This is a genomic window from Picosynechococcus sp. PCC 7003, assembly GCF_001693255.1.
In the GTDB taxonomy this organism is placed as follows: Bacteria; Cyanobacteriota; Cyanobacteriia; order Cyanobacteriales; family MRBY01; genus MRBY01.
This window is the reverse complement of record NZ_CP016474.1, coordinates 2,287,274-2,312,702: the sequence shown is the minus strand read 5'-3', so window position 1 is coordinate 2,312,702 and position 25,429 is coordinate 2,287,274. Positions and strand designations below refer to the sequence as shown.

The 25,429-nt window shown below is 49.5% G+C and carries 17 protein-coding genes; 5 read left to right on the top strand and 12 right to left on the bottom strand.

Features of this window, described 5'->3' with window-relative positions; genetic code table 11:
* Positions 1–4 precede the first annotated feature (4 nt).
* The 3 genes from AWQ21_RS11065 to AWQ21_RS11055 all read right to left on the bottom strand — a co-directional run bounded on the left by AWQ21_RS11065 (position 5) and on the right by AWQ21_RS11055 (position 2,002).
* Positions 5–703, bottom strand: a complete 699-nt coding sequence (locus tag AWQ21_RS11065; RefSeq protein WP_065715317.1) for a C40 family peptidase — start codon at positions 701–703, stop codon at positions 5–7.
* Positions 704–772: 69 nt separating this feature from the next.
* Positions 773–1,222: a hypothetical protein gene (locus AWQ21_RS11060; RefSeq protein ID WP_065714590.1), complete on the bottom strand. Its 450-nt coding sequence runs from the start codon at positions 1,220–1,222 to the stop codon at positions 773–775.
* Positions 1,223–1,225: 3 nt separating this feature from the next.
* Positions 1,226–2,002 (bottom strand): ABC transporter permease, encoded by a 777-nt coding sequence (locus AWQ21_RS11055; RefSeq protein ID WP_198159726.1) that lies wholly within the window; start codon positions 2,000–2,002, stop codon positions 1,226–1,228.
* A gap of 270 nt (positions 2,003–2,272) precedes the next feature.
* Between AWQ21_RS11055 and rpmI the strand changes: the two genes are divergently transcribed.
* The 3 genes from rpmI to AWQ21_RS11040 all read left to right on the top strand — a co-directional run bounded on the left by rpmI (position 2,273) and on the right by AWQ21_RS11040 (position 3,788).
* Positions 2,273–2,476 carry a 50S ribosomal protein L35 gene (gene rpmI, locus AWQ21_RS11050; RefSeq protein ID WP_065711104.1) on the top strand — a complete coding sequence of 68 codons (204 nt, stop codon included), beginning with the start codon at positions 2,273–2,275 and terminating at the stop codon, positions 2,474–2,476.
* Between the two features lie 78 nt (positions 2,477–2,554).
* On the top strand, positions 2,555–2,905 hold the full coding sequence (gene rplT / locus AWQ21_RS11045; protein WP_012307780.1) for a 50S ribosomal protein L20: 351 nt from the start codon (positions 2,555–2,557) through the stop codon (positions 2,903–2,905).
* Between the two features lie 100 nt (positions 2,906–3,005).
* A complete protein-coding gene (locus AWQ21_RS11040) occupies positions 3,006–3,788 on the top strand; it encodes a transporter substrate-binding domain-containing protein (protein WP_065714588.1) in 783 nt (260 codons plus the stop codon).
* Positions 3,789–3,808: 20 nt separating this feature from the next.
* Here the strand turns inward: AWQ21_RS11040 and AWQ21_RS11035 are convergent, their stop codons facing one another.
* Complete coding sequence (locus AWQ21_RS11035) at positions 3,809–6,472, bottom strand: hypothetical protein (RefSeq protein WP_157094746.1); 2,664 nt, start codon at positions 6,470–6,472, stop codon at positions 3,809–3,811.
* Between the two features lie 605 nt (positions 6,473–7,077).
* Here AWQ21_RS11035 and AWQ21_RS11030 point away from each other — a divergent pair.
* Both AWQ21_RS11030 and AWQ21_RS11025 read left to right on the top strand, forming a co-directional pair.
* Positions 7,078–7,650, top strand: coding sequence for a hypothetical protein (locus tag AWQ21_RS11030; RefSeq protein ID WP_065714586.1), 573 nt, complete (start codon positions 7,078–7,080; stop codon positions 7,648–7,650).
* A gap of 416 nt (positions 7,651–8,066) precedes the next feature.
* Positions 8,067–8,597: a tetratricopeptide repeat protein gene (locus AWQ21_RS11025; protein WP_065714585.1), complete on the top strand. Its 531-nt coding sequence runs from the start codon at positions 8,067–8,069 to the stop codon at positions 8,595–8,597.
* Positions 8,598–8,696: 99 nt separating this feature from the next.
* On the opposite strand, the gene AWQ21_RS11020 is transcribed toward AWQ21_RS11025, so the two are convergent.
* The 8 genes from AWQ21_RS11020 to AWQ21_RS10985 all read right to left on the bottom strand — a co-directional run bounded on the left by AWQ21_RS11020 (position 8,697) and on the right by AWQ21_RS10985 (position 25,414).
* Entirely contained in the window at positions 8,697–8,969 is a 273-nt protein-coding gene (locus tag AWQ21_RS11020; RefSeq protein WP_065714584.1) for a hypothetical protein, read from the bottom strand.
* Positions 8,970–9,060: 91 nt separating this feature from the next.
* Positions 9,061–12,405, bottom strand: a complete 3,345-nt coding sequence (locus AWQ21_RS11015; RefSeq protein WP_065714583.1) for a GEVED domain-containing protein — start codon at positions 12,403–12,405, stop codon at positions 9,061–9,063.
* 85 nt (positions 12,406–12,490) lie between these two features.
* Positions 12,491–17,917 carry an Ig-like domain-containing protein gene (locus tag AWQ21_RS11010; RefSeq protein ID WP_065714582.1) on the bottom strand — a complete coding sequence of 1,809 codons (5,427 nt, stop codon included), beginning with the start codon at positions 17,915–17,917 and terminating at the stop codon, positions 12,491–12,493.
* Entirely contained in the window at positions 17,917–19,467 is a 1,551-nt protein-coding gene (locus AWQ21_RS11005) for a DUF11 domain-containing protein (RefSeq protein WP_065714581.1), read from the bottom strand. The genes AWQ21_RS11010 and AWQ21_RS11005 overlap by 1 nt, the downstream gene beginning before the upstream one ends.
* 103 nt (positions 19,468–19,570) lie before the next feature.
* Positions 19,571–20,140, bottom strand: a complete 570-nt coding sequence (locus AWQ21_RS11000; RefSeq protein ID WP_065714580.1) for a DUF11 domain-containing protein — start codon at positions 20,138–20,140, stop codon at positions 19,571–19,573.
* A gap of 242 nt (positions 20,141–20,382) precedes the next feature.
* Entirely contained in the window at positions 20,383–23,292 is a 2,910-nt protein-coding gene (locus AWQ21_RS10995; RefSeq protein ID WP_157094745.1) for a hypothetical protein, read from the bottom strand.
* A gap of 481 nt (positions 23,293–23,773) precedes the next feature.
* Positions 23,774–24,592, bottom strand: a complete 819-nt coding sequence (locus AWQ21_RS10990) for a hypothetical protein (RefSeq protein WP_065714578.1) — start codon at positions 24,590–24,592, stop codon at positions 23,774–23,776.
* Positions 24,593–24,925: 333 nt separating this feature from the next.
* The gene (locus AWQ21_RS10985; RefSeq protein WP_065714577.1) at positions 24,926–25,414 is read right to left on the bottom strand and encodes a DUF3122 domain-containing protein; all 489 of its coding nucleotides are present in this window, start codon (positions 25,412–25,414) and stop codon (positions 24,926–24,928) included.
* Positions 25,415–25,429 lie beyond the last annotated feature (15 nt).

The window sequence follows — 25,429 nt, the reverse complement described above, 5'->3', positions numbered from 1 at the left end:
GTGGTTAAATTTGGCAGGCTAAGGATGGTGGAGCATAACTTTCCATCACGCGACCAAAACCACAGAGGGTTTGGTGGTAGGCGCGACTGATCATATCCCACGGCTCCCAAAGGCGATCGATACCAATACCATTGCGGCCCATCTCGATGCCGGAGCTATGGATATAATAGCCCTCTCCGAGGTACAGGGCGACATGGTCGATCCGTTGCTCTTTGGCAAAGAAAATCAAATCGCCGAGTTCGAGATCCTCTTGGGAGACAGGTTCAACAAAATCCCCCTGTTGATAGGAGTTGCGCGGCAACCAGATCCCCTGGGAAGCATAGGCCGCCTGAATCAATCCAGAACAGTCATAATTTGGTGCCGTTGCGCCTCCCCAAAGGTAGGTATTGGGCACTCGTTTGGCGGCGTGGGCAAAGATCAAAATATTTTCTATGCGGGCTTCGATCTCTGGCCGATCGACGGGGACAAATTCATAGGGTTCTTCGGCGACTTCGAGATATTGTAAATCCGTTTTTTTGAGCCAGGTACCATAGCCATCCTCGACCGTCATCACCCGGACAGCCTGTTCTGTTTCTTTATTGAGCATTTGCACCCGACGACCAGCGGCCGCTTGGGTACCGAGGGACTGACATTCGGGGTCGTCGTACAGATCGAGGGTTTGCAGGCAAAAGTATTCACCACTGGGAGAAGGGGACAGTTGCATAGATTTCAAAGGGGTTAGGGGGGATGGATTCAGGAGGAGAGAAATCAACGGTGCAGCCGTCTTTGCCGCCTATTCTATCCTGACTTCGGCCCGGTGCAGCGATAACTCTAGGCGATCGCCATAGGTGAGATTCAGAATGAAGGGGGCAAGGACTTCGAGGGTGGCAGGCGCTTGGAAATGGCCCAGTTTCGTTTCGGGGTGCGGGTAATAAATTAGGCCATCATACCGCTGCTGGCGGTGCTCAATGTAACAGGGACTGAAGGAAAAGGTCTCTGGGACAAAATCAGGGTGCCACTGCAGATCCGCGAACGTATAGCGGGGTTGAATCAGACTAAAGGTTTTGGGCGCAATGGAAATATTTAGAGTGCCGGGAAAATAGCCAGACAAATCTAACCCCAACCGCTGAAAATGGGGCGTTTGCAGGGCGATGGTGCCCGCTTCGTAGGGACTGTTTTTCGCTCGCCCGGAGGCCACCTGATGGCCCCGCTGCACAATACCAGCGACGCTTTGCCAAGTCATGGCTTAGTCCCGCTGGTGGGAAAATTGGTAAGCGCCGACAAAGGCTAAGGCGATCGCCACCCCTGCCAAAATGGGAATCGCGTGCCAGGGAAATTCCGAAAGAGGTAAATAGGCCGCCGCCCGTAGCCCGGTGGTGGTGTAGGTGAGGGGAATGCAATAAACAATCGCCCGAAACGCTGTGGGTAAAGTTTCTGGGTCGAAAAAGGTCGCCCCCAAGAAAGACATCGGCACGATCAAGAAATTATTAAAAATCCCCACACTTTCGAGGGATTTAACCCGCAGCCCAACAATCACCCCTAACCCCGCAAACACAGCGCAGTTCAACAGGAGTAACAGGATAAATAGCGGATTGATAAAGCTAAAAACTTTGCCCGTAAAGAGGATCGCCACAATCAGCACCGATCCTGCCGTCATCAGTCCCCGCAGGATTCCGGCCATCATTTTCCCCAGGTGTAACGCGAGGGGGTGGACGGGCAACAGAAGTAATTCTTCAAAGGTTTTGCTATAAAGGCGATCGCCGCAAATCGAGAAGGTCGTCCCCCCGAAACTAATGGTCATCGAGGACAGAGCAACCATTCCCGGCAAGATAAATTCTAAATAGGTATCTCCGGCGGGTGGGGTAATCGCTTGATCTAGGGCGCTACCCAGCCCTAAACCAAAGGCCAGAATGTAGATCAGCGGCGAAACCAAGCCCGTTGCTGCCACTTGTTTGAGGCGCACCCGCAACTTTAGCCAGTCCCCCCAAAAAACGCCCAGGGTATCTCCCCATAGATGGGCCAGTTCAGAGCGCTGACGGGGTGGCGGGGTTGTGGTGGTACGGACTTGATCGGAGACAGCTTCTAGGTTAGTCACGGTGCTTTGGGGGACAACTTTACATCGCTTCACATTATCGAATTTTACGCAAACTTGCCAGGGTTCATGTCCAGTTCACTAACAGCAGGGAGTAAATTCTGGGCTAAATTTTCAAACAAAATCAAACAGCAATGGGCCTTGAAGGATTTGGCATAAACGGGGTATTATTGTAAGCTGTGTCGATTTATAGAAACTTATATGCCTAAATTAAAGACTCGCCGTGCAGCTGCGAAACGATTCAAGCTGACTGGCAGCGGCAAAAAGATCGCCCGTCGCAAAGCGTTTAAGAATCACCTTTTGAACCATAAGAGTTCAGAACAGAAGCGTCGTCGTCTGTCTGGGATGGCCCTCGTGGACAAGAGCGATGAGAAAAATGTTCGTCTGATGCTTCCCTACGCTTAGAGACAACGAACGGTAGAAACTGTCTGGTTTCTGGAAAATCGAGAGTTTTATTACTTAAATTATATATAGGTAAAGTTTATGCCAAGAGTAAAGCGCGGTAACGTCGCCCGTAAGCGTCGTAAAAAAATCCTTAAGTTAGCGAAAGGGTTCCGGGGTTCCCACTCCAAGCTCTTCCGCACGGCGAATCAGCAGGTGATGAAGGCGCTCCGGAATGCCTACCGCGATCGCCGCAAGAAAAAGCGTGATTTCCGTCGTCTGTGGATCGTGCGGGTTAATGCTGCGGCGCGGTTGAATGGCCTGAGCTATAGCAAACTCACCCACCAACTCAAAAAAGCAAACATCGAGATCAACCGGAAAATGCTTGCTGAGCTGGCCGTTGTTGACCCCCAAGCCTTTGCTCAGGTGGTCGAAGTTGCAAAAAGTGCCTAGGTAGTGACACGATTTCGTCGGTTGTGGCATTATTAAAGGCGAAGAATTGAATTAGCCCCCAGAGTAGCCATTCTGGGGCTTTTTTGTTAGGGGGAAAGTTATGGCGCGCGGTGGAGTATTTGGATCTGGGTTGGCGATCGCCGCGAACATATTTTTCGGCTCAGCATCTTTAATCCAAGCAACGCCCCTCGAAACGATTCAAGAGCGGGGCATCCTCCGGGTGGCGGTCAAGGAAACGGTACGGCCCCTGGGTTTTCGGGATGAAACGGGGACTTTACAGGGCTTAGAGATTGAGCTTGCCCACCAACTGGCGGCAGAATTGTTAGGCGATCGCCAAGCGGTAGAATTGATTCCCCTCCCAAACCAAGAACGCCTCGATGCCGTGCTGACCGGGGAAGTGGACCTCGTGATTGCCCAACTGGGCCTCAATGCTTCTCGCCAACGGCTCGTGAATTTTAGCCCCTACTATTACCTCGATGGGATTGGCTTTGTGACGCAGGATCGCCAGATCCAATCCCTAAACCAGATTACAGATCAACAGGTCGTTGTTCTCGAAGGTTCCGAGGCGATCGCCGCTGTGCGGGCCTATTTTCCTGGGGTCACCCTCGTGGGCGCTAAATCTTACCAAGAAGCCTTAGATTACCTCGAAAATCACGAAGCTGCCCTCTTTGCGGGGGATCATTCCGTCCTTACGGGTTGGGTACAGGAATACCCCGAATATCAACTGCTGCCGGCTTGGCTCACGGGTAATCCCCTGGCGATCGCCTTTCCCAAGGGGCGACAACACCAAACCCTGAACCAAGCTCTGCAAACAACAGTGACTGAATGGCAAGACAGCGGTTGGTTAACGGAACGGATTGATCATTGGGGCCTACCCCAATAGCAACTTAGTCTCAAAAGTAACTAGCGGCGGCGAGTACCCGTCACAAAAGGAGCATTGGGTTGACCCGTGCTAAAGGAGACCGTAAAACGATCGTCACTAAATGTTCCTGTGGCAAACTTATATTCGTCTTGGCTCCAACCGAAAACTAAGCTGGGACTATTATAAAAAGACCCAAATTTAATCCCCGCATTAACACCATATCTAGCAACCACAGTATCTTCATCAAACGGTGTGTAATAGCCAGACAGAGAAAAGTTTTCCCCTAATTGAGTGCCAACCCTGAGCGTCAGACTACTTTCATCAGAATTGGGCAAAAGGCCCCCAAAGTTTTGATCTGCTGATAAAGTCATACCCCCAAGTCGGGCCGCCGCACTTATGGTTGCTCGGCTCCCGGTTGAGCCCACAAAAATATCACCAATCTGTTGATCTTGGTCAATTGCATAGTCCAAACCAGCAGCCAAAGTAAACGAATTACCATTATCCGCTGAAAAAGTCTTGGCAACATTCCCCCAAAGGCGACTGTAGTAGTCTTTATCAGGATTGAGGTAGCCAATGCCGCCTACTTCCGCTTGTACCCCAGAGTTTACATTTCGATAGCGGTAATCACCTCCAACGTAAGCCTTGAGCCAATCTTGCGTATCTTCGGCCGTGTAATCGATTAAAGCCCCTAGATAATAGCGGGTACGATTGCGATTATCTGTGCGGTTACCCGTGAAACTGAGGTGAGGTACATAGTTTGTTCGCTCACGGTAGCGAGTTTTGATGATTTGTGTTGCATCCCGTTCAAAAAACGCTAAACCAATTTGCGTATAGGCATTTTGAATATCATCAAAATCTAACAATAGCTGCTGATCGACGCCACCAACCTCGTTGAGTAATGTCGCCGCCACTTGAGCACTCAGATTATCTGCAACTTCGGCACCCCCTTCCCCATAGGCTGCTGCCACAAGACGCGGCCCACTGAAGTCCTTAAAGCGACTGCCATCTTCTAAGATTTCAATTTCACGATCTACTACAGGGGAAAGACCGACCCAAAAGCTATTCGATGTTGCCGCAGGAATATCTTCTGGAGGGGTATTCAGATCCGTAATACTTTCTGCACGGGAAACACTCCCTTGGTAAGCCGTAAAACTATTTGAAGGCAGACGGGAGTTGTTCGCAGCTGTGAACAAGTTTGCATTCACATTGGGATTAGGTGGCGCATCTCCCCCTTCCAGGGCAGGGTCAACGTCTGGTAAAAGTAACGTTGCCAACTGCACGGCGCTATCGAGGCCGAAATCCTCATCGTTGGGGATCGCCGCAAATCCGCGTACTGTGCGCCCTAAAACCGCTTCTTGATCATTTTGTTTGAGGACTTGCCGCACATTAGAAAGACCAACGCTATAGGTATTATCTAAGTTTTCCCGACGGATGGTTTGTCCTTGGCGGCCTGTCTCTGGGCCAATGGCAACAATCCCAGAGTTGGGTACATTCAGTTCAATGCCCACTTCTTGACCTGGTAAGCCCCGTTGAAAACCAGGCTGCTTGATAAAGGCCAAGTTTTCTTCTGAAACAACCCCACCGAAGGGAATGCCGGAGTCTAGGAGACGACCGGGGAGAAGGGTATCTGGATCATAACTTTGGGGATCGAAGGCAACCGGAGGTAAAAAACTACAGGTTTCGTCACTACCACCTCCTCCGGGATCAAGAATGTCACAGCCTCCTGTGAGGGTGAACTGGTATAAATAGCCTCCTAGGGTTACAGGCTGATCAATGTCCGTTTCCACCTCGCGGTCTTGGGGGGCAGAGCGTAAACGTACGTATGTGCCCCGAAAGTCTGTCACCGCGACGTTATCAGCGGTAGTTCCTTGGAAAATGTCAGAATCAAGCCGGGCAAAGCCATCAACATTCACATCACTCGTTGTGGAATCAGACACAAGGCCAGATGCGGCTATTTCCCAGTCAGAGAAATGAGAAATTGGTGTCCCATCCAGGTTTTGGGTGGTGATTAAGGGATTAACACGATTGAGAGGCATTTTTTGGAGGAAATCGTCAGTTCCGGGTTCTGGCGTTTCTTCTCTCTCTGGGGGAGGGACGGGAATTTGGGCGACGTCACTTTCTGTTTCGGGACTAGACTCCGTATTGGCAGTTTGTGGCGATGTTGTCACAGGACGAGAATTTTCTTGATTTGTCGCAACACTGTCTAGCTGCTGGACTGGCTCTGGGAGACGAGGGCGCTCCTGGGAATTAATCACACTCTCCTGTTGAAGATCGCGGACAACCGATCTAATCTCACTGAGCTCTTGTTGAATATTACTCAGTTGTTCTTGGAGGACGGAGAGATCGCCAAGCTGAGAGAGAAGCTGGGCTAACTGGATTAACTCGGCTGATGAGAGACCTGGTGCTGGTGCTCCAGAGCCACCTGTGGTGGGGATTTGGGCAACTAATTGTTCTTTCGGCAGGCTCTCTGGTGCTGATTGTGGCGTGTTTTTTGTCGGAGCAGTGGGAACACGGGCAATGAGTTGTGGACTAGGTAGAGGCTCAGAAACCGGGTTCTGAACAACTGTGGGATTTTCTACTGGAGGTGTTACAGCTTTAACTTCTGGTGCAGCAGGGGGCGAACTGACTTGCTCAAGGGACTTATCAACCCTGACACTGGTTACTTCCATGGCGGCGGCGATGGTAGCGAACGGGGTGGAGGCCATCGCGCAAAGCAGACTACGGAGAATAGGGCGAGATTTAGGCAAGGTCATTTTGCTGTGGATTGTCAAAGATAGATGGTAGCTATAAAAGTTTGCGACAAGAACACAAAGGTAGTGACGCGTAATACATTGAGGCTTAAATTAAATTCTTCTTTTAACTCAACACTATTTTGCTGCGCTAGTCGGTAAATTTCAAGGTCAATATTATTGAATATTTTTTTACAATGTTAATTTTGAGTTATCGACAAAATAACCCTATTGAAACAATATTGCAGATTGCCTGTACTGCAAAAATACAGCTAGATCTGTCGCAAAAAGTATCCACCTAGAGGAAAAAGTGCAAAAAAATCATCTTTATTAAGAAAACATCAAGGTATAGATACAATTTTTACATAACTGTTGTTTTTTTTAAATAGATGGGTATATTGTCTATTAGAGTAAAGTTAAAAGCCAGAAATCCCGATAGCTTTTAGTTATTTTAAGCATTGCTTCTCGCTTGTTTGCTCATATACCTACGTCTTCGAAATGAGCGGTGATTTCTTCTTATCAATTAAGTCACTGCTAGATATAACCAAGTCATCCATTCAATTTGGAGATATTCTAGATCCATGAAAAAACTCTCTCTTGCCCTAGCTGCTGCTAGTGCTCTCTCCCTTGGTCTCGCTTCCACTGCCCAAGCTGGTGAAGGTGGGATTGCTGCTGGTGCCGCAGCTACCTTTGATGGTGGTGATCTCACCAGTTTGTCTGTTGCTGCTGCTGTCGGTAAAGAATCTGCCGCTGTCGCAGTTCGTGCCAATGTTGGGGCCACTATTCTACAAGAAGTGGCAACGGATGGAATGGGCAATCCCATTGAGGAAGGCCAAACTCCTGATGTCACCACTGGTGCAGGAATCCCTGGAACTGGAACTATTGTCTTGGTGGATGTTGAAGGTCCGGCGACCGCCACGACTGAAGCCTATGCACTGGGTGGTTCTGGAGACATTACAGTTAATAGCATCGCCTCTTCCGAAGCACTTAATGCAAACAACGTAGCACCGAATCCCGTCCTCGAAGGCGGTGATGATACTAATCCCGGTGTTGCTCAAGCCAACAACCTTGGTAATGGCCCTGCTTCCTTTGTTGTTTTTGATCCAAGTAATGGTGGTTTTGTTACCCTTGTCGAGGGTGATGCTCCTATGTAATCCCTGATAGTTTTCCTAGACCTATTAACTATTAAGTCGATAGGGATTTGAAACTAATCAGATAAGGTGTATTGCTTAAGGGTGATGCACCTTTCTTGTATCTTTTACTAAGAGCTGATTTATAAAGCCCCCCGGCCCCCAGTTTAGGGGGGATTTAGGGGGCAAATCAAGAAATTCATTGACTTTATCAGAAGCCCCTAAGATCTATATCTGTATCATTTGTATTACCACAGCCAAGCCCGACAAGAAACCATGGCAAAGCAGCGATTGGTTAACGGAACGTATTGATTATTGGGGACGACCCTAAAGACCTGATAGACTAACAGCACTAAGTCACTGTCTAGTTTTCGGCCAGTTCGCTTAGGTCATAATCAAAAATTTTTAAGCCAAAAATTCATCATTGACTGCCTGCTGTTATGGATCAAGAGTTTCTGCCCATCTTTTATCTGTCTATCCTCGTTGCCCTGCTGGGAGGATTAGCCTTTTTTCTATTTCGCCAAGTTATTAAGACCCGGCGCGTTGAAAACACCTTTTCCCAACTACAGACCAAACTCAAGCAAGGCTCCGGCACTGCGAAAGAATATTACGAACTGGGTAGTCTCTATCTCGACAAAAAACTCTACGTCCAAGCGGCCCAACTCTTGCAAAAGGCTCTGAAAGTAGAGGATGAGCTAGAAGCTGAGAACCAAGCGCTCGTTTATAATGCCCTCGGTTATGCTTATTTCGCCCAGGAGCAATATGACCTCGCCATTCGCCAGTACAAAGCGGCATTGAAGGAAGTTCCGGATTATGTCACGGCTTTAAATAATTTGGCTAATGTGTACGAGAAAAAGCAAATGACAGCAAAAGCGCTGGAAACTTACGAGCTTGCCCTAAAAGCAGAGCCAGAGAATAAAACAGCGAAAAAACGGGCTGAATCGCTCCGAAAGCGGTTTGTTTCTCCTTAAACCCCTTCTGCCTGACAACATCTCCCCCAAGGCCCTCCCCTCTAGGGCCACCCCTCTAGCTCCCCTCTAGCTCCCCTCTAGGGGAGAATGGTACATTAGTTAGTTCTTGAACAATGTTGTAATGAGAACAGTAATGGTGGCACTGGCGATCAGGCCAAAGGCTAAATTAACCACCCAGCGCATCCCTTTTTCATAGACATCCAATTGCAGTTTAAAGGTATTGATTTGTTCGTCGACATCCCGGGCAAGACCATCGATTTTATTGTCGACATCCCGGGCAAGGCCGTCGAGCTTGGTGTCAAAATCTTGGGCGAGATGATCAATTTTATCGATCACGTCCTGGAGTGTGGGTTCTGCTTTGGGGCTGCTCATGGGGAGAAAAAAGAGGCGGTTTGTACTTTCTAAAATTGTATTTGATCCCAAGGTGCTCTTGTTGCAGCTAGAGGTCTTTTAGGGGACTGGGTTATTTCACTCGCGCTCGGAAACGAATAAATCCGAAGGAATCATCAGGATCGCCTGGGCCATCCGCAGGGGCAATGCTATCTAGCTCTACCCTCAGGGTACCATTGGGATTTGGCAGAGGAATAAAGGTGCCTGGATTGCCCGTGTCTTCTATTTGACACCCAGATGCTGCGAGCGCTGCGACGAATTCGCCACTATCTCCATCAACGCTATTGGTGAACGCAGTGGTTATGCTATTAAAAGACAGCTCAATCCCACGATTTATGTCGTAGGTGTCCGGTTCGTAGAGGAGATAATCCTGAAGTGCATCACATATCTGTACTGAACTTGCCGGTGCATTTCCTGCATTGAGGAAATAAATAGTGTATTCAACTTCATCGCCTGGGGCCGCGTCAACGGTATCTCCTGAGACTGCTACCGTCCCCGTCTTACCTTTTAGATAGTCGTTCGGCCAATTAGGATTGTTATCTTCATCTCCAGAAGCATCGATCAAGTTTATGAAGTTTATGTTGTTAACTGCCGTAATCCGTTTAACGAGAAGGACATTAGGATCGGTTCGTGGTACACAGACTTCTTCAAAGAATGTCTCCAGCTCATCTGCCAAATCCCCATAGCTTGTAATGGGGACATAATCAGCCTCAAAAGCATTACCCAAATTCGAATCATAAATATCAGGACCAGCAATCTCATCAAAGTCATTGACATCGTTGACCTCAGAACCAATGGCGATCGCATAAATATGAATGCCAGCCGCCTTAAAAACATCCGCCTCGTCAACCGCTGCTGCAATATTGTTTGTGGCCCCTAGGTCAACAGCTGGAATTCCGGCGCGGTTAGGCAGACCATCCGTGAAGAAGAAGACAGTCTCCGGAGTTATTGGTGGTTGGCTTTCTAAACTAAGAGCCGTCTGAAAAGCAGCTTCCCAGTTGGTGAATTGAGTACCAGAAAGATCGCCATAATCATCTAAAGCATCGTTAAAGGGGCCATCCACGTTTGCTTGCGTGAGTGCCGTATAGTTCAGCCGAACGATCCCATTAGTCCCAAAGGAGACAATTGCCGCTTGGCCAGTGACATTATTGTCAACAAGAAACTGTAGTACCGTTCGGATACCAGCGCGTTGTTGTTCTAGTTCAGTATTGTCAACAGATGTTGATTCATCTAGGATAAAAAGAATATTGGCATTGGGGCCACAGAAGTTTGAGGTGAGATCAGGATTCCGAATTTGAGAAATCTGGTAGTCCTCGACTTCACCATCGCTCGCCAAACCCACTGAACCCGTTGCAGCTGTCAGCGTGTCGCTCGTAATCCGGAAACGAGCATAGGTATCCCCTGGTGTGATGCCCGTTAACCCAGCCCCACTCCAAGTCAGTGCTAATGTTGGGTTGCTCGCGCCACTGTTAATTGTTGTGCTGGCATATTCGTCTGCTTCAAATACACCATTTTTATCGAAGTCAATCCAGCCATGGATTGTCTGAGAAGACCCGGTTGTGTTGGTCGCCACAATATTCGCTGCAGGGATAGTGTAGGTCGTCATCCCTGCTGTTAGTGGCGGGAATGCAGTAATGGCATCCTCGTCATCGGGAGCACCATTAATATCGTCTCCGTCTGCAGCGACTGTCGGTTGTCCGTCTGTTTCGCTGTCTGGTGGAGTTGTCCCCAAATATAGGTTTGGAGTCGTCGAGATGACATGGCGTGGCCCATTGTTAGCATCAATGGTCTGATAATCCGCTATTCCTGTTCCTGCTGAGGTATCTGGGGCATCCCCATAATCCAAAAAAATGCGACGAATTCCGAAATCTCGATTCTGAATATTATTACTACTATCAAAAGGATCTGTCTCTAAAGGACTAGTCGCCTCCCAACCCGATGGTAACGAAGCCACAGGGGCAGGGTTTCCCACAATACCAGGACTGGTACTTAAACGAATTCGAACATTTGTGTTAAATGGAACATCATCAAATGTGTACGTACCATCTGGTTGAACTGGAGCACTCGCGAGAACATTGCCATTACTATCTACTAAAATTGCATTTAAAAGGCTATCAGCATTTGTTCCTACTTCAGAACCTGTTTGGATATTTGTGAAAGTGTTATTGGCAGAATTATCAACATCATTCCAAACTGTACCACTCAAAAATTCATCATCAAAAATAGTGTAAATGGAGCTTGTAATCGGTGCTGCGCCACAAGTAGTTGTGGAAAGATTGAAAAACTTAGTAGGATCTGCATTGATCACAAATTCAATTGTTTCATTTCCTTCCGACTCTTGGTCTTGAATAATTTCGATCGGAATATTAATTAAACTTCCTGTTGCTGCTGTTCCATCATAATTTCCAGGGGGAATGGTAATGGTGACGGTATTCCCATTAACAGTACCGCCTTGAAACTGAAAATCTGAACCTAATATTGCGGTACTGGAAGATTCAACTGTGATGGTAACGTCTAAACCGGAAGAACCGACTAGACCAACCACCCGAATTTGAGGTGGATTTGTTGTGGGAGTCGTTTCGGATTCTGGTGCATTGCCTGTCTGTGCGGCAACTTCAATGACAGGCAGACCGGCAAACTGAGTATTATCAATAAAATTACCGATTGAGATGCTACCACCGGCCGTGGAGATTGCCTCAAAACCGACTCGAACAGTACTATCTGCCCCCGTATATTCGAGGCTACCGGAATACTCTACCCATCCACCTCCAGGTAATGTTGATAGATTTGTTGAAAGGATTGTTGCATTGGGTGGTGAGAGGGGAGTGATGGAACGAGGATTTGCATCACTGGCTGTCCCAAATTCAACAACTCTTTGGTTGTCGACAACAAAGCTTGCCACATCCGCAACGGTTGCACTGCTTCTACCACGGTGGTTGACAGAAAATGTAATGGTTTCCCCGTCGAGTAAACAAAGGTTCTGAAAAAGTTTGGAGTTTTCTTCTGCATTAAGCTCTGCAAAAACATTGCCATCTGGTGAAACGACATTATTGAAGCCGCTTGTCCATAACTCAATTAAATTTCTTGGTCCTGGAGTCTGAGCGGGAGTAAAACCAGAACAATTACCGCCACCATTTCTAAAGTCAGAGTGGGTTGTATTCCAGGCAGGAACACTAGTTTGGTCGACTTGGACAAAGCAACCTGAACCTGAGGCCTGAGTTGCAGCACTAATCACAATGGAACCTGGGGAGCTTGAAAGAGGGACAGAGTCAGTTAAATTTTGTTCAAAGCTAGGATTTAAAAATGACCGCTGAATAAATTGAGCTTCTGCGGTTTGAGGGAGAATACCAATAGAGGCGGTTACTCCAATGATCACCGATAAAGTTTGTGAATTTTTTTGTCTTTTTACGCTTGTCATTCTTTTCAGCTAGCTTTGTTAATGGCAAAAGAAATTTTTGAAAATTGAAAAAGTCTTAGACAGTCTAATTGGCATCATTGATTTATCATTGAGAATTTTGATTCATAAAACGATCAAGATCGATACTTTGACCTAGTTCACGACTCCGCTGACGACCACTAATTTGAAAAAGATTATCTAAGCTGTCTAGATCTTCGCTGAGAAGGAAATAGAGAGCGGTTTCTAAACGGCGAATTTCCCGGGCACTGAGGAAGTTCGAGGTGGGTTCGAGGGTGAGCAGTTCGGGCATATTTTCGTCTAAACGGCGATCGCCTAAGATTTGCGTTTCTGTGGTGTCATCGGTAATTAACGCTTCTTCTGTCGAGTCATCCAAACGGCGATCGCCCAGGATTAGTGGTTCGGTGTTGGCATTACCAAAGAAGAAACTATCATCGGTATCAAGGCGGCGGGCCTGGAGCTCACCCCCAAAGACGGCATCATAAATTTCAGGAGCGAGGGCCTGGAGCTCACTCTCACTCAACTCATCTAAGCGGCGATCGCCCAGGATTAGTGGTTCGGTATTGGCGTTACCAAAGAAGAAACTATCATCGGTATCGAGGCGGCGGGCCTGGATCTCGCCCCCAAAGACCGCATCATAAATTTCAGGAGCGAGGGCCTGGAGTTCACTCTCACTCAACTCATCCAAGCGGCGATCGCCCAGGATTAGTGGTTCGGTATTGGCGTTACCAAAGAAGAAACTATCATCGGTATCGAGGCGGCGGGCCTGGAGCTCGCCCCCAAAGACCGCATCATAAATTTCAGGAGCGAGGGCCTGGAGTTCACTCTCGCTCAACTCATCTAAGCGGCGATCGCCCAGGATTAGTGGTTCTGTAGCGCCATTGGTGATTAACGCCTCTTCTGTAGAGTCATCCAAGCGGCGATCGCCTAGGATTTGCTGATCCGCATTCGGTTCAGGCGGCGTAATCTCTAATGGGACATCGTCTAAACGGCGATCGCTCACAATTTGAGGCAGTGTCGGCTCTGGGTTAGATGTATTCGCACTTAAGCGTTGATCCTCTGATGGTCTCGCCGCTAGTGGGCCTAGTTCAGGTCGCAAACTCGTAGCAAATTCAGCCACCGGATCCTCAGTAATCGTTTCAGCAATCAAGAAGTCAGTAGGATTCTGGACTGGCGTAAAGCCCACAACCCAGTAGGGGAGATAGCCAAAGGTTGGATCAGTCGCGAGCAGACGATCATCAGGCTTATAAAAACGCTGTAGCGCAGGTGAATTCGTGGTGGGATCTGGCACAAAACGAGGCAGGATAGTCCCCACAGTAAAAGGCGTGTTGATGTCAGAGCGCCCAGGACGATTGATTGTCTGGGCAGTTTCGATTGGTGCTGTCTGAGCATTTGCCACTGCGACGGCGGGTGTGGGTGCCTGGGCCAACTGCGGCAGGCGTTCTGCCAACGCTTTCGTTAATGGATTATTGCCGCCAATCTGTTGATACATCAGTGCAAAGGTCTCACCGGAGGCATTTAACGCGAAGGTAATAGGACTCGTATTCGCCGCTGCCGCAGTCGAAGCAGTTTGGCTGAGTGAACGAATAATAATCCGATTGCTACCAACTCCCTTACGGATCAAGTAGTCACGGGCAACCTGGAGACGGCGAGCATTAAGGTTATCTGGTGTTAGCTCAGCTAAGGGCGGCAAGATACCTTGAATATCAATCTCCAGCTCGCGGTACTGGCGCATCACCGTCACTAAACTATCCAAAATTAACTGACCCTCCGACGATAACGCCATGCTCTCTGAGTTGAAGTTAATAGACTGGGATAGGTCTAGACGCATGGCCTCCGGTAGAGACGCTTGCGGTTGAGGTGATGGTTGGACGGCGGCGATCGGTTGCGCTGGCGCAGGGAGGGGCTCCTGGAAGCCAAAGTCACCAAAGAGATTATCAAGCTTTAACATTGCCCCTGCATAAAAGCCTCCGTCGGAGCGACTACCGCTAAAATCACGATCATTGTTCACCGAACCAGAACTGTAGCCAACCGAGACCCGTAGACTCGGAGCCAACGCATACCCCACTTCCGCTAGCCAACCCATTTCGCGATAGCCAGCGCTTGGTTGACTGAGCCAACGAATCCCCCCAGTCAGATCAAGGCGTTCATTTAGGTGGTGGGTGGCGCGCAATTGTGCAAGGCGCACCGTACTGCTGGCACTAAAGTCCTCGGCAAGGTTGATATTGGAGGTACGTACACCGAGTTTTCCGTAAAATTCCCATTGCCAGTTAGGGGCGTAGATCGCTTCGGCGGCAAATAAATGCTCCGTGATGTCATTGCCGCGACCAATGAGCAGGGTTTCGGGGATGGTATCGGGATTTTTACGATACTCATAGCGCAACAGGGCATTAAACCGATCCTGATAGGGATTGCGATAGGCGAGACCCAGGCGTAACTCTGTACTGGGGGGGAGGCCGCGTGTTGCTTGCCCTGCCGCAAACCGCCGATCAAAGTCAGCTAAGGCCGTCAGAGAAGGCGATAATTTTCCGAGCACTGAGGCCGTTAGATTACTTGTGCCGCTCCCATTTGTATTTCGCCATTCATAGCCTGCTTTGGCCTGAAAATCATTACTTCTCGCGTAGTTGCCCTGAACACTAAAGCTGGTACCACTCCTTGCACCAGTGACGCGGGATGCCCCTCCGCCGGCGGCACCGTCACTACCGACAAATAAATTACCGACAACCTTCTCAAACCGGGCATCAACATAAAACCCTGGAGAAAAGGTCACCCGCTGTTCAATGCCAAAGGCGGCAATATCTTCTAGGCCCCGACTGAGTCGCTCAATGCTATAACGGCCCGTCAGTCTGGTATTCTCCCAAGGCTTATACTCGCCCCTAAGATCGATACTGGTTGTCGACTGTCCTGCTAAAGTGCCGCTGTGGTACCAATTTTGATTAAGAGCGAGATTCACCCCTTGCCAGATGCGCCAGTCTAAGCCAACCTGGGTGCGATCACTGTAGACTGCATCTGATTCGGCAGATAGGGTGTATTGGTTTGTGAATTTAAATCGGAGACTATCGGTAATCGGTGTTGTGAAGTTTGTTCTGAGTTGGCTCGAACTACCGTTATTCTCAGGATTGATCCGGTCTTCTCGGTCTCGATAAATCCAGTCCACACTTAGGCTTGCTTTACCGAGCTTTTGGAGAATGCCGGCAGAAATGGTCGTGAGACGATTATCAACTGGGGAACCGTCATTCAGGACTTCATCACCTGCTTCTAGCAGATCCCCTAGGGAGACAATCGGACGAATGTTAACCCCTTCGTTATTTTCTTGGTCATACCGGAAGCGTAGTTGGGTGGTATCGGATAATTTGGCATCTAATTCTGCACCGTAGCGGGTTTGGCCAGGCACAAAACTGAGGGTGGAGCGATTCGAAAAACCGGTATCTGCCCGGCGGTAATAGGCACGACCTGTCAGACTGTCAGAAAACTTTGCATCGAGTTCAAAACGATAGGCTGAACCTGAAATTTCACCGAGGTCATCGGATTCGCTGGTGCTGTGGGCATACTCACCAATAAACCGATAATTCTCCCCCAGATAAACCTGGGCATCAAAGCCATAAAGGGACATATCGCGAGTCCCTTTGTCTTCTTTAAAGTAGGTGGCCCCCAGCCAACTTTGCTGGCCTGGATCGCGGTTGAAATGATATCTGAGGCGACCGCCATAGAGGCGACTTTCGGTATTACTGTCGAATTGGTAGGTAATGATGATGCGCCGCACGAGCAGTTGCCCTTCATTACCAATTTCGGTGCGGGAAACCGGTTCATCAAAAATAATGGTGCCCCGGTCATAGTCAATTTCGTAATCGGCATTCCGGCTGAGGCGATCGCGGCGAATGACTGTGCCCGGTCGTTCTAATTCTTCGAGTTCAAAATAAACTTCTTCACTGCCTGGCACCACAAGGCGCTGGGTCAGGAAATAAAAACCGCTGCTGCCATCCGGGGCGAGGGTATCCCGCTGAAAAGACTCTCCTCCTTGGCTATAAATGGCCGATACTTGTAGATCGCCGAAATTGTAGTTGAGTTTTGCCCCCTGGAGTTGCCGACTGAGGGCGCTAAATTCTTGGGAAGAGTTGGCAAATTCTGTGCTGGTGCCATAGCTCCCCCACATGATGTAGTCAGGCTCCGCGCCATCAATCCCTGGCGATCGCTCAAGGCGTAAAAACAGACTGTCCTGGGATGGGGTGAGGTTAGAGACCCGGGAGTTATCACCATAGATGGGGTATGGCTCTTCTGAGGGTTGATCTAGGCGGTTTAGGCGATCTGTACAAGTTTCACAGGCTTCATTGAGGCTGCGATCGCCGTTGTAGGCAGCGGTTAATAACCACTCTCCGATAGGGCCAATGGCAAAGGCGGAACCATCGATGTCGATCACCGTGTCGCCGTCGCGCTCAGGATTGAGAAAATCACGATAACTGCTGAAATAGTCGGTATTATCAGCACCAATCCGCAGGTTGATCACCCCAGTCAACAAACTCGGACGGAGGGCGGTTTCAAACTGCACCTGGGTATAAGCGTCCAGTTGATATTGGGACATCGTTGCCCGGATCTGAACAGTACCGCTATCGATCGAAGATTGCAGCGTTGCGGTAAATTCGCCATCATTGGCATCAACCTGAAACCCCTTAGCCTCCGGGCTAAGATCTTCTCCGACAAACTCACCCGAAGAGGCGGTCAATGTAACCCGTCCCCCCATATTCGCAGGGTTGCCGTTCTCATCTAGGAGAAACCCCTTGACAGTGACGGTAGAGCGACCATCGGCGGGTACCCGCTTTTCGACTGTCGTCAATCGCAAATTGGCGATCGCACCGGGGGCTTGAATGTTTAGTTCTTGGGAGGCAGTTTGACCATCGAGGCTGGCCGTGGCCCGCAACACATTATCGCCTGGGTCTAAGATGATCCCATACCAAGTTTGTTCGACCATCCCGGTTCTCGGGTTGTTTTCTAGCTTCCCGATTTGCAGTGGGTCGATGGAACGTCCATTCACCTCAAGGCTGACGCGACTACCATTGGAGGCACGGAGAACAACCGTGGTGGCATTCCCTGAGGTCACCGCATTCATCTTCGGCTCGACAAACTCGATGCTCAGGGCCTCTTTGGGTTCCTCTGCTGCTGGCGCGTCAACGGTTAAGATATCATCTGCCCCGGTTATGGGTGGGGATGCCTCATTTTGATCGTTGTCAGGGTCATTAGTTGGTGCTCCAGATTCATCTGTAGCCATCTTCCCTGAGGGAAACGCCTCGGGCTCACTCACTACGGGTTGCGGGTCAACCACTGGCACTTGCGCGATCTGCGGCGGCTGGAGTGTAGACCCATTGAGGTCTGATTCGAGGGTAAGAAGCTGTTCTGCGACGGGACTTTCCAGACTCACTTCATTTTCAGAGCCCGTTATCTCCGCCGCAACAACGCTCATCCAACCAGATAAAGTCACAATGATCGTGGCAATGGGGAGGCAGTAACAACGAATCTTCATTATTCTTTTGCCTCCTCAGTGTATGGCGTGACGGCGAAATTAAGCCGCGCCATCCCGCCGGGTTCTAGACGTACGGACCGGGATTGGCTTTCGTTCCTAAAGAGGGGGCCAGGCGCTAAGGTGTAACCCGGAACACTGGTAAAATCGAGCACTCCCACATGCCAGCCCGGTAGCACATTGCTAATCGAAAAGAGACCATTTTCGTCGGTGACCACTCGGTTGCCATTCTGCATGAAAATCACGGCGTTCGGAATGCCTGGCTCACCATACTGTTGTTCGCCGTCAAAGTTTTTATCTTCAAAAACGCGACCGATGATCGTGCCGAGATCGGAAATGAGTCCATTGCGGATGCCAACGCCGTAGATATCTGGCCCATCGCTGACATCAAAGCCATTGTCCTCGCGATCGCCATTCACAAAGGCGGCATTGCGTCCATCGCCCCGCAGGGCATCGGGAGTCACTTCCGCAACATAAACAACCACAGCAGCGGGATTATTGCTCGGAGGTGTACCACCAGGGAAAGGTTCTGCAAAGGTAAAGGTGACTAGCCGACCATTGGTTTCGGTCGTCACGGGAGTCGGTTCACCACCTAATTCCGCTTGTACCGAATCTTCGAGGAGATTGAAGCCGAGGGGTAAGCGGTCAGTTATCACCACATCCTGCAACGTCGTGGTGGTGAGGTTCTCAATATTTAGACGATAGATCACGAAGCCGCCAGGCTCGACGGTGGCGCGATCGCCGGTCTTACTAATCCGAATCCCATTATTTTGACAGACTGGTGTAATATCGCCGACGGGGAAAGCAAAGGCAATCAGTTCATCTTCGGCTGCTTTTTGTAGGATCACCTCTTCACTGAGGGGGGCGTCATCACCGATGCTGAGGGGCAAGCCATCGAGGGAAGTGGCCCGGTAACTAAAAGAATCAGCAACCACTGAGGTGATCTCGATGCGGATCCGGCGCGGGTCGAGAAAGAGATTTTGGGGCGGGTTGATCTCGAGGATATAGGCGGCCCCGACGCGAATTTGGTCCTCTGACAAGACAAAATTAAACTGCCCTGCGAACTTGGGAGGAAGATTTGGTGTCTCCCCCAGCAGGAAAGGATTGTTATTTTCAGGGTTGACATTGCGACTGGCCAGGATGACGCGCGTTTGGCTATCGGTTTCATCTAAGTCAGGGAGCTGGAGTAACGGGCCAGTCTCGGCTCCTGTCTCACCAACGGCTTCGTAGAGGGCGACCGAAAAGCCACTGTAATCATCTAAGAGCTCGCCATCGCAACCAACAATGCGCCCTAGGGGGTCAATTAGTGTATTGATACGAAGGAGATTACTCGCCGTAACGACAATGACACCACCATCATCCACTTGGTAAGTTGCAGTCCCCGTATTGTTGATAACGATTTCCTCTTCTTCATCGATGATTTCTGGTTCCACCTGGGCGATCGCCACCATTGGCCCTAGACTTAGCCAAGCCAAACTAGCTGCCAAAAGCTGGCGACCTAACCGTCTAGCAGTCGATTTAGGTTGCATTGGCTGGGCAAAGGAAAATGTCATCAAAGAGAAACTGCACGATTAATGGATAAAACGTCGAAATAATCAAGGCGAAAAATACTGTCTCTGACTGGGGGTCTATTGCTCAAAACAGACCCCAAACCGATTACTGCACCCGGACTTGATATTGACCAGAGACCGCTGATCTGGGGGGAACCGCGCCAGAAAAAGTCCAGCGAATATGGGTATAACGTTCTGGAGGAGCAGGCACAGTCGCCGTCCGACCATCCTCTAGGGTGACTTGAATGGTGGGGTTCGCTGTATAGGTTCTGCCGCCATCGATGCTGTAGGTAATCGTCGCACCACCAACGGTTGCGGCCGAATTCATCACATATACAGTGTTTGCTGGCAGATCATCGGTGAGCACGAGACCAGAAACCGCTTGATTGGTTTGGTTGTTGCCGCTGATAGTGTAGCGAACGATATCACCAGGCTTGACTTTAGGCGCAGGCCGTAGGGCAGTCCCTTCTAGAGAACGCCAAGCGACTTGTGTCTGACCGCGCCAGTTTCTTTCGATAACGCGGAGGTGTCCCGCGAGCTTGAGATCAACTTGACGATTTTGTTGTGCTGCGACGGGCTGGAGTCCCAAGAGACTGGTCGCTTTGGGCAAATTAACGACACCACATCCGAGGGCAATGGCACAAGCGGTTGAGAAGATTGCGAGAGAACGTTTCATGATTTTTATGTTTCACCTCTTAAGTTTAGATTTTGCGGACTTAGGGGCGAGGTTAATAATCGTTTTTTGCTGGACTTAACCGTCGCTGAGGACGGAGAAGCGGTTGGCCGACAAGGTGTTTCGTGAATCTAGGGAAAGACGCAGAAACACCTTGAAGGAAGTAAAAATCAACCCAGTACAAAGCAAGCGCTAGGGTAGCCTAGGTGGGCCGTGCCAACACCTAAGCTAAACCCTTTGCTCTCTTACTGGAGCTGACGGCGGAAAGTGAAGGCACCACTTTCGCCAGCGTTTAAATTGCCCACAAAGTTGACATAGGCTTCGATGGGCGTGCCGTTGGCCGGGTCACTGGTAACAGATGAAGTGCCAACATCACCTGATGGGTCAAAAGTACCGCTAGTCGGGTCATAGGTCGCCAAATTGCTACCGGCGATCACGGGATAGTAGTAAACCTCTGTGCCCGACTCGAAGGTTGTACCGCGCCAGTGGACGGTATCGGGTTCGCCATTGCCGTCGTTATCTAACGCCCAGTTATTATCATCTCCTCCACCTTGAGTAGCATCATTTACTCCGTCTGCACCAAGAGGAGCGACGTTAGTACTATCTGTACCATCCTCAAACACAGCAAAGTCGCTTGCGTCGAGGTTGGTGGCGAGGTTGCGATAGGTGACGCGGTACTCGATGATTTCACCCGGGAAGAGCTGAACACCACTGAGATCTTGGGAATAGGAAGTCCGCGGTGTGCCATCGGGGTTGAGAATTCGTGCTTCTTTGACTAGCTCAACAAAGGTACCCAGGATAACGTCAAAGGTGAGGTTCTTAGTGGTTTCAACGCCATCTTGGGTGCCATCACCATTGTCGTCAGTACCATAACCCAGGAAGCCAGTTCCGGTCGTACCATTGAAGTCATCGGTGAAGGCGAGCAATGGCACCTCAAAGGAATCCGTCGCTACGTTGTTAGCACAGGCAGTACTATCAGGGAACTGAACGTAAACTGTGTAGTTAAAGGTAGAGTCAGGGTTGGTGGCAGGTAAATCACCCAGGTTCAATGGACGGAAAGGAGAAGCCTCAGGAGTCAGTGTCGTTCCCGAAATGGTTCCGCTGCTGACCAAATTAAAGACCGTACCATTATAGGTATACTGTGCATACTCAAGAGTCGCAGTAGTAGTACCTTCACGGTTACCAACGATTGTGACAACGGAATTTGTCGGCAGATCGCCAACGCTAATATCCGGAGTGCCATCTAGGTCAATGTCGGTGATCGGCTCTACCGTGACATTGTTCAAGCTCGCATTCGCAGTCGTGTTACTGATAGTGTTGGTATAAACAACTGCATCATCGACACTGTTAGCTGTAGCTACAGGACAAACAGCATAGCTTTCTTCCTGGAGGTCGGTGTTGGTGGAGCCATCGGGGCCAGTGGCACCAGGGAAGCCATCGGGGCCATTGAGGATTCCGAGATCTTCATCAACCGGGGGCGCGACAGTCAAAATCGTTTCTACTGCTTCACCATCGGGGCCTTGGCCGGTATTGTTACCGTTTTCGTCAATACCTGTCACACCTTCTTCGTAGACACCGAAGTCTTCAGCAGGATCGTAATCACCGTAGGGATCACCATCGGGGAAGGTGCCATCGTCGTAGTTGTTCGGGTTGTTATCACCGGATTGGTCATAGGTGGTGATATTGTTCTCGTCCGCACCAAAGGCTTCAGCCAAGTTATAGACTTCTCTGACGGCTGCATCGTTAACTCGGACAGTGAAGGAGAAGCCGCTTTCAACGGAACCTGCAGGCAGGAATTCTGTTGAATCAGCGTCAAAACCATTTAGCGTCCCATCATTAGAAGAGCCAGTGTAAACAAAACCGATGCGGGTTACAGTCCCAACCGTATTAGTCGAGCCAAAAGCAACACCTTCGTCGTACCATTCAGCATTAGTTGCTGCAACAGTTGATGGATCATCAAAAGTATAAACAACTCTCCAGCCTGTAGGAGCTGTTGGTAGAGCAGTAAGCTCTGTCCCATCAGGAATAGCGTCAGAGATTAAGATCGCTTGGGCCGTAGTACCGCTATGAGCTGTATCCGAGTCACCAGCGGCATTATCGTAAAGAATCTCTGTACCGAAGAGGTCACCGGCAGCCTGACCCGAAGGTGGTGGATTGACGGGATCGACGTTGAGGGTTAGTTCATACGTAATCGTGTCGTCAGTGACGTCTGTATCCGTATTGCCATTGTCGTAGGCTGACTCTTCTTTCTGTAAACGAATCAGCGGCACATCAGAGGGCGCAGAGGCGAAGTCAACGAAGAAAGTTGCGGCTGCTTCCCGCTCACCATTAGTGGGGGTGGGAGTAGCACCAGTTACCGTATGGTCAGTTCTAACATCACCAGGATCAGTATTGTCCCAAGGTTGATCTTGGGTGGCGGCAGTGTTGTCGTTTGGTGGGGTATCACCCAAAGTAACGCGGAGATCGTCGTCAGCTTCGGCACCGGCCACCGGTGTCGTCACGACTTCGACATAGACCTCGGCATCATTACTCAGCAGTAAGACGCCTTCAGAACCAGCAGCAGCAGCAGAAGTGAAAGTGCCGTCTGCATTAACCGTTACATCAATACTATTGGCGGTGGTGCCATCACTGGTTAAGTCTCCAGTTGCTGGATCATAGTAACCAATTAACTGTGTACGCTCAGCATCAGCATAAATTTTCAGAAGCTCTGCTGCTGCAGTATTAGTGGGGTCAGCAGTATCATCAACACGCTCAAGGTTTTCGAGGGTAGGCGCTGGCAAAATTAAACCAGCATCAGTGTTACCAATATTGGTGATTTTGAAGATATAGCGGAGTACATCACCATCTTCTGCAGCCTCACCGTCATCATCGATGAACTCAGCAGGGACGTTTGTTAAACCGGCAATTGGCGCAACGGTGACGCTGACAGTGTTGGATTCTGTTGTCTGGGTATTACCAGCAGGGTCTTCGTAGGTCGCTGTCGCGGTGTTGTTAATCGTGGTGCCGGCAGCTGTCCCGACGGCAAGGGCCTGAGGGATGAGCTGGAAATTACCAGTCACCATTAGACCGGCAATGACAAGGGGACTCGCGAGTTTACGGATCATATTTTTTCTGGGGGCTTTGGGCTTTGGCGATCGCCAAACTTGATTGTTCACTGAGAATTCCTCAAACGAAAATTTGCTAATGCAGGGGGAGCGAGAAAATATTTACGCAATTAAGAGCACCAAGAGTCTTCAATGAAGACATAGATAATTAGTGATCTACTGTTTTTGTTAACTTACTCTGCCTAAATTACCCATTAATCGCAGGCGAACATCGCTATTTCTGTAAAGATTTGGAGAAGATTTTTGGCCTATGTGAAGACTTAGTAAAGATTTCACACCAAAAACAAAAAAAATTAAGAAATGCCTAAAAGCTTGACTAATGGGCCTTAATCAGCAGTGTGTGTAGATCTGTCCACAAATTTCCCCATAAAAATCTTTGACCGCTGATTTTCTCAAAAAAAGGCTCAGCCCGGTTGATTTATTTGGTGGCGTGGCAGAATAACTTAAAAGTGCTTAAGCGAAAAAGAAAATTTGATGAAGTTTTGATGTTGTTTGAGTCGGCCCAAAATGCCAAGGGCCAGAGCTAGATCTTTTACTGTGCGTTGACAAAAGCCGTGCGAATTACGTCAATATGATTTTGAATCTCGACGGATAAAGGTGCGGGCGTTGCTGCATTTGACCAAGCCGCGCCCGAAAAAAATTCTTGCATTGCGGGGGTTGCGAGACGAGCATCCGGGTCGAAAAACTGAAGTTTCCCTTGGTCATATTGCGTGCCTTTGTTGAGTTTTAGACCCTGGGGGGTGTTGGCGCTGCTGAGGATAATTTCGCCCCACAAAACTTCAATGATTTGGCGGTTGTCCTGGGTCGTCACGCGGACACAGATTGGTGTCTCTCCACTGGGTTGAATCACAAATTCCGCATCGCTGGGAATGCTACTGGCGACGGCGGGCGAGAGCACCATTTGATACACAAAGGTTTTGAGGCGTTGGGTTGGCGATCGCCCCTCGGCACTGGGACGAATGCGAATCCCTTCAGCGCAACCCCGTTGCTGACCTTTTTGCCAACTCAGGGTAATGGTGCCCCCTTCGATCACACAGGGAAATCGGTATTGGGTCTGTTGGGGGGCGGGGCCAGTTTGCAAAAGCAGTCCGTCATAGGTTTGGCGATCGCCTACAAGCACAAGGCGAGCAAAGGAATGGTTATTACCCGGCACGATCAGACTTTGGCTATGGTTTTCGAGGCGATCGCCCACCTGGGCCGCTTGTTGACGGTGGTTTCCCTGCTGCATCATTAGGCGATCGCCCGTGAGGGACACAATTTGACTCGCATCCGGCAGAGCGGCGATCGCCCCAGGCACGAATCCCAAATACAACAACGAAAAAAATTGGCTAATGGCCCCAAGCTTAAACATTCCTTGTTCCCGGTGCTCCTAGATATCAAGCAGATCGTTCCCTGAAAAAAAGCACGAAATCATCACCCAGCACGATTTCAGTCTAATCAGATCATAGTGGCCATCACCATTTACCGATGCACTTCGCCGTAATGCGATCGCCGAATCTGGTCGCCCCGAAAAATTTTGATCGCAAGAGGTTGTCTGAGAGCTAATTGATAGAGCCCCCCGGCCCCCAGTCTGGGGGAGATTTTCAGTCAATCAATGGGATCCAAAAATCCCCCCAAATGCCAGAGCTTTAGTGAAAAGATTTAGGGGGCAAATTAAGAAATTCATTGACGGTAGAAATAGCCGCTACGCCATGAGTCGCCACTCCAAGAGAACTTCCGGGGGAATCTCGATGGTCAACTGTTCCTTGAGGGGTAAGCTCAGTTGGACTTTCTGATCGGTGGGCAACTGGGGCAAAATATCCTTTAAATCAAACTGACCCACATTGGGCGCAGGAGCTTCGGTGGCAAATTGATCGGGTGCAGTGAGGGGAGCTTGATTGGGTACAGACAAACTCAAAGAACCTGGGTGAATAAAAGTCGCCTGACCGGGATAGGCCACAAGGCGTAGATCGACGGTTTCGACACGACCCGCTTTAACCCGTTTAAATAGCACCACTTGCCAAGTTTGACCGTGATTGTCTTGGATAGATTGGCGGGATTGGTAAAGAATTTGTCCGGGAGCCTCTTCCTGTTGGCGGATACTGGCGAGGCTGGGTTCTGCCCAAATACCGCTACCCACCAAGAGAAACAAGCTTAGGCTGAGGAGAATCAATCCTTTTTTGAGAAAAAACATTTGATCAATTTGGGG

What these genes read in the sequence shown, in the direction of transcription:
- AWQ21_RS11060 (WP_065714590.1), bottom strand. Translation starts at nt 1,222, where the DNA reads ATGACTTGGCAAAGCGTCGCTGGTATTGTGCAGCGGGGCCATCAGGTG.
- AWQ21_RS11015 (WP_065714583.1), bottom strand. Translation starts at nt 12,405, where the DNA reads ATGACAAGCGTAAAAAGACAAAAAAATTCACAAACTTTATCGGTGATC.
- AWQ21_RS11000 (WP_065714580.1), bottom strand. Translation starts at nt 20,140, where the DNA reads ATGAAACGTTCTCTCGCAATCTTCTCAACCGCTTGTGCCATTGCCCTC.
- AWQ21_RS10990 (WP_065714578.1), bottom strand. Translation starts at nt 24,592, where the DNA reads ATGTTTAAGCTTGGGGCCATTAGCCAATTTTTTTCGTTGTTGTATTTG.
- AWQ21_RS11005 (WP_065714581.1), bottom strand. Translation starts at nt 19,467, where the DNA reads ATGACATTTTCCTTTGCCCAGCCAATGCAACCTAAATCGACTGCTAGA.
- rpmI (WP_065711104.1), top strand. Translation starts at nt 2,273, where the DNA reads ATGCCTAAATTAAAGACTCGCCGTGCAGCTGCGAAACGATTCAAGCTG.
- AWQ21_RS11040 (WP_065714588.1), top strand. Translation starts at nt 3,006, where the DNA reads ATGGCGCGCGGTGGAGTATTTGGATCTGGGTTGGCGATCGCCGCGAAC.
- AWQ21_RS10985 (WP_065714577.1), bottom strand. Translation starts at nt 25,414, where the DNA reads ATGTTTTTTCTCAAAAAAGGATTGATTCTCCTCAGCCTAAGCTTGTTT.
- AWQ21_RS11065 (WP_065715317.1), bottom strand. Translation starts at nt 703, where the DNA reads ATGCAACTGTCCCCTTCTCCCAGTGGTGAATACTTTTGCCTGCAAACC.
- AWQ21_RS11020 (WP_065714584.1), bottom strand. Translation starts at nt 8,969, where the DNA reads ATGAGCAGCCCCAAAGCAGAACCCACACTCCAGGACGTGATCGATAAA.
- rplT (WP_012307780.1), top strand. Translation starts at nt 2,555, where the DNA reads ATGCCAAGAGTAAAGCGCGGTAACGTCGCCCGTAAGCGTCGTAAAAAA.
- AWQ21_RS11025 (WP_065714585.1), top strand. Translation starts at nt 8,067, where the DNA reads ATGGATCAAGAGTTTCTGCCCATCTTTTATCTGTCTATCCTCGTTGCC.
- AWQ21_RS11035 (WP_157094746.1), bottom strand. Translation starts at nt 6,472, where the DNA reads ATGGCCTCCACCCCGTTCGCTACCATCGCCGCCGCCATGGAAGTAACC.
- AWQ21_RS11010 (WP_065714582.1), bottom strand. Translation starts at nt 17,917, where the DNA reads ATGAAGATTCGTTGTTACTGCCTCCCCATTGCCACGATCATTGTGACT.
- AWQ21_RS11030 (WP_065714586.1), top strand. Translation starts at nt 7,078, where the DNA reads ATGAAAAAACTCTCTCTTGCCCTAGCTGCTGCTAGTGCTCTCTCCCTT.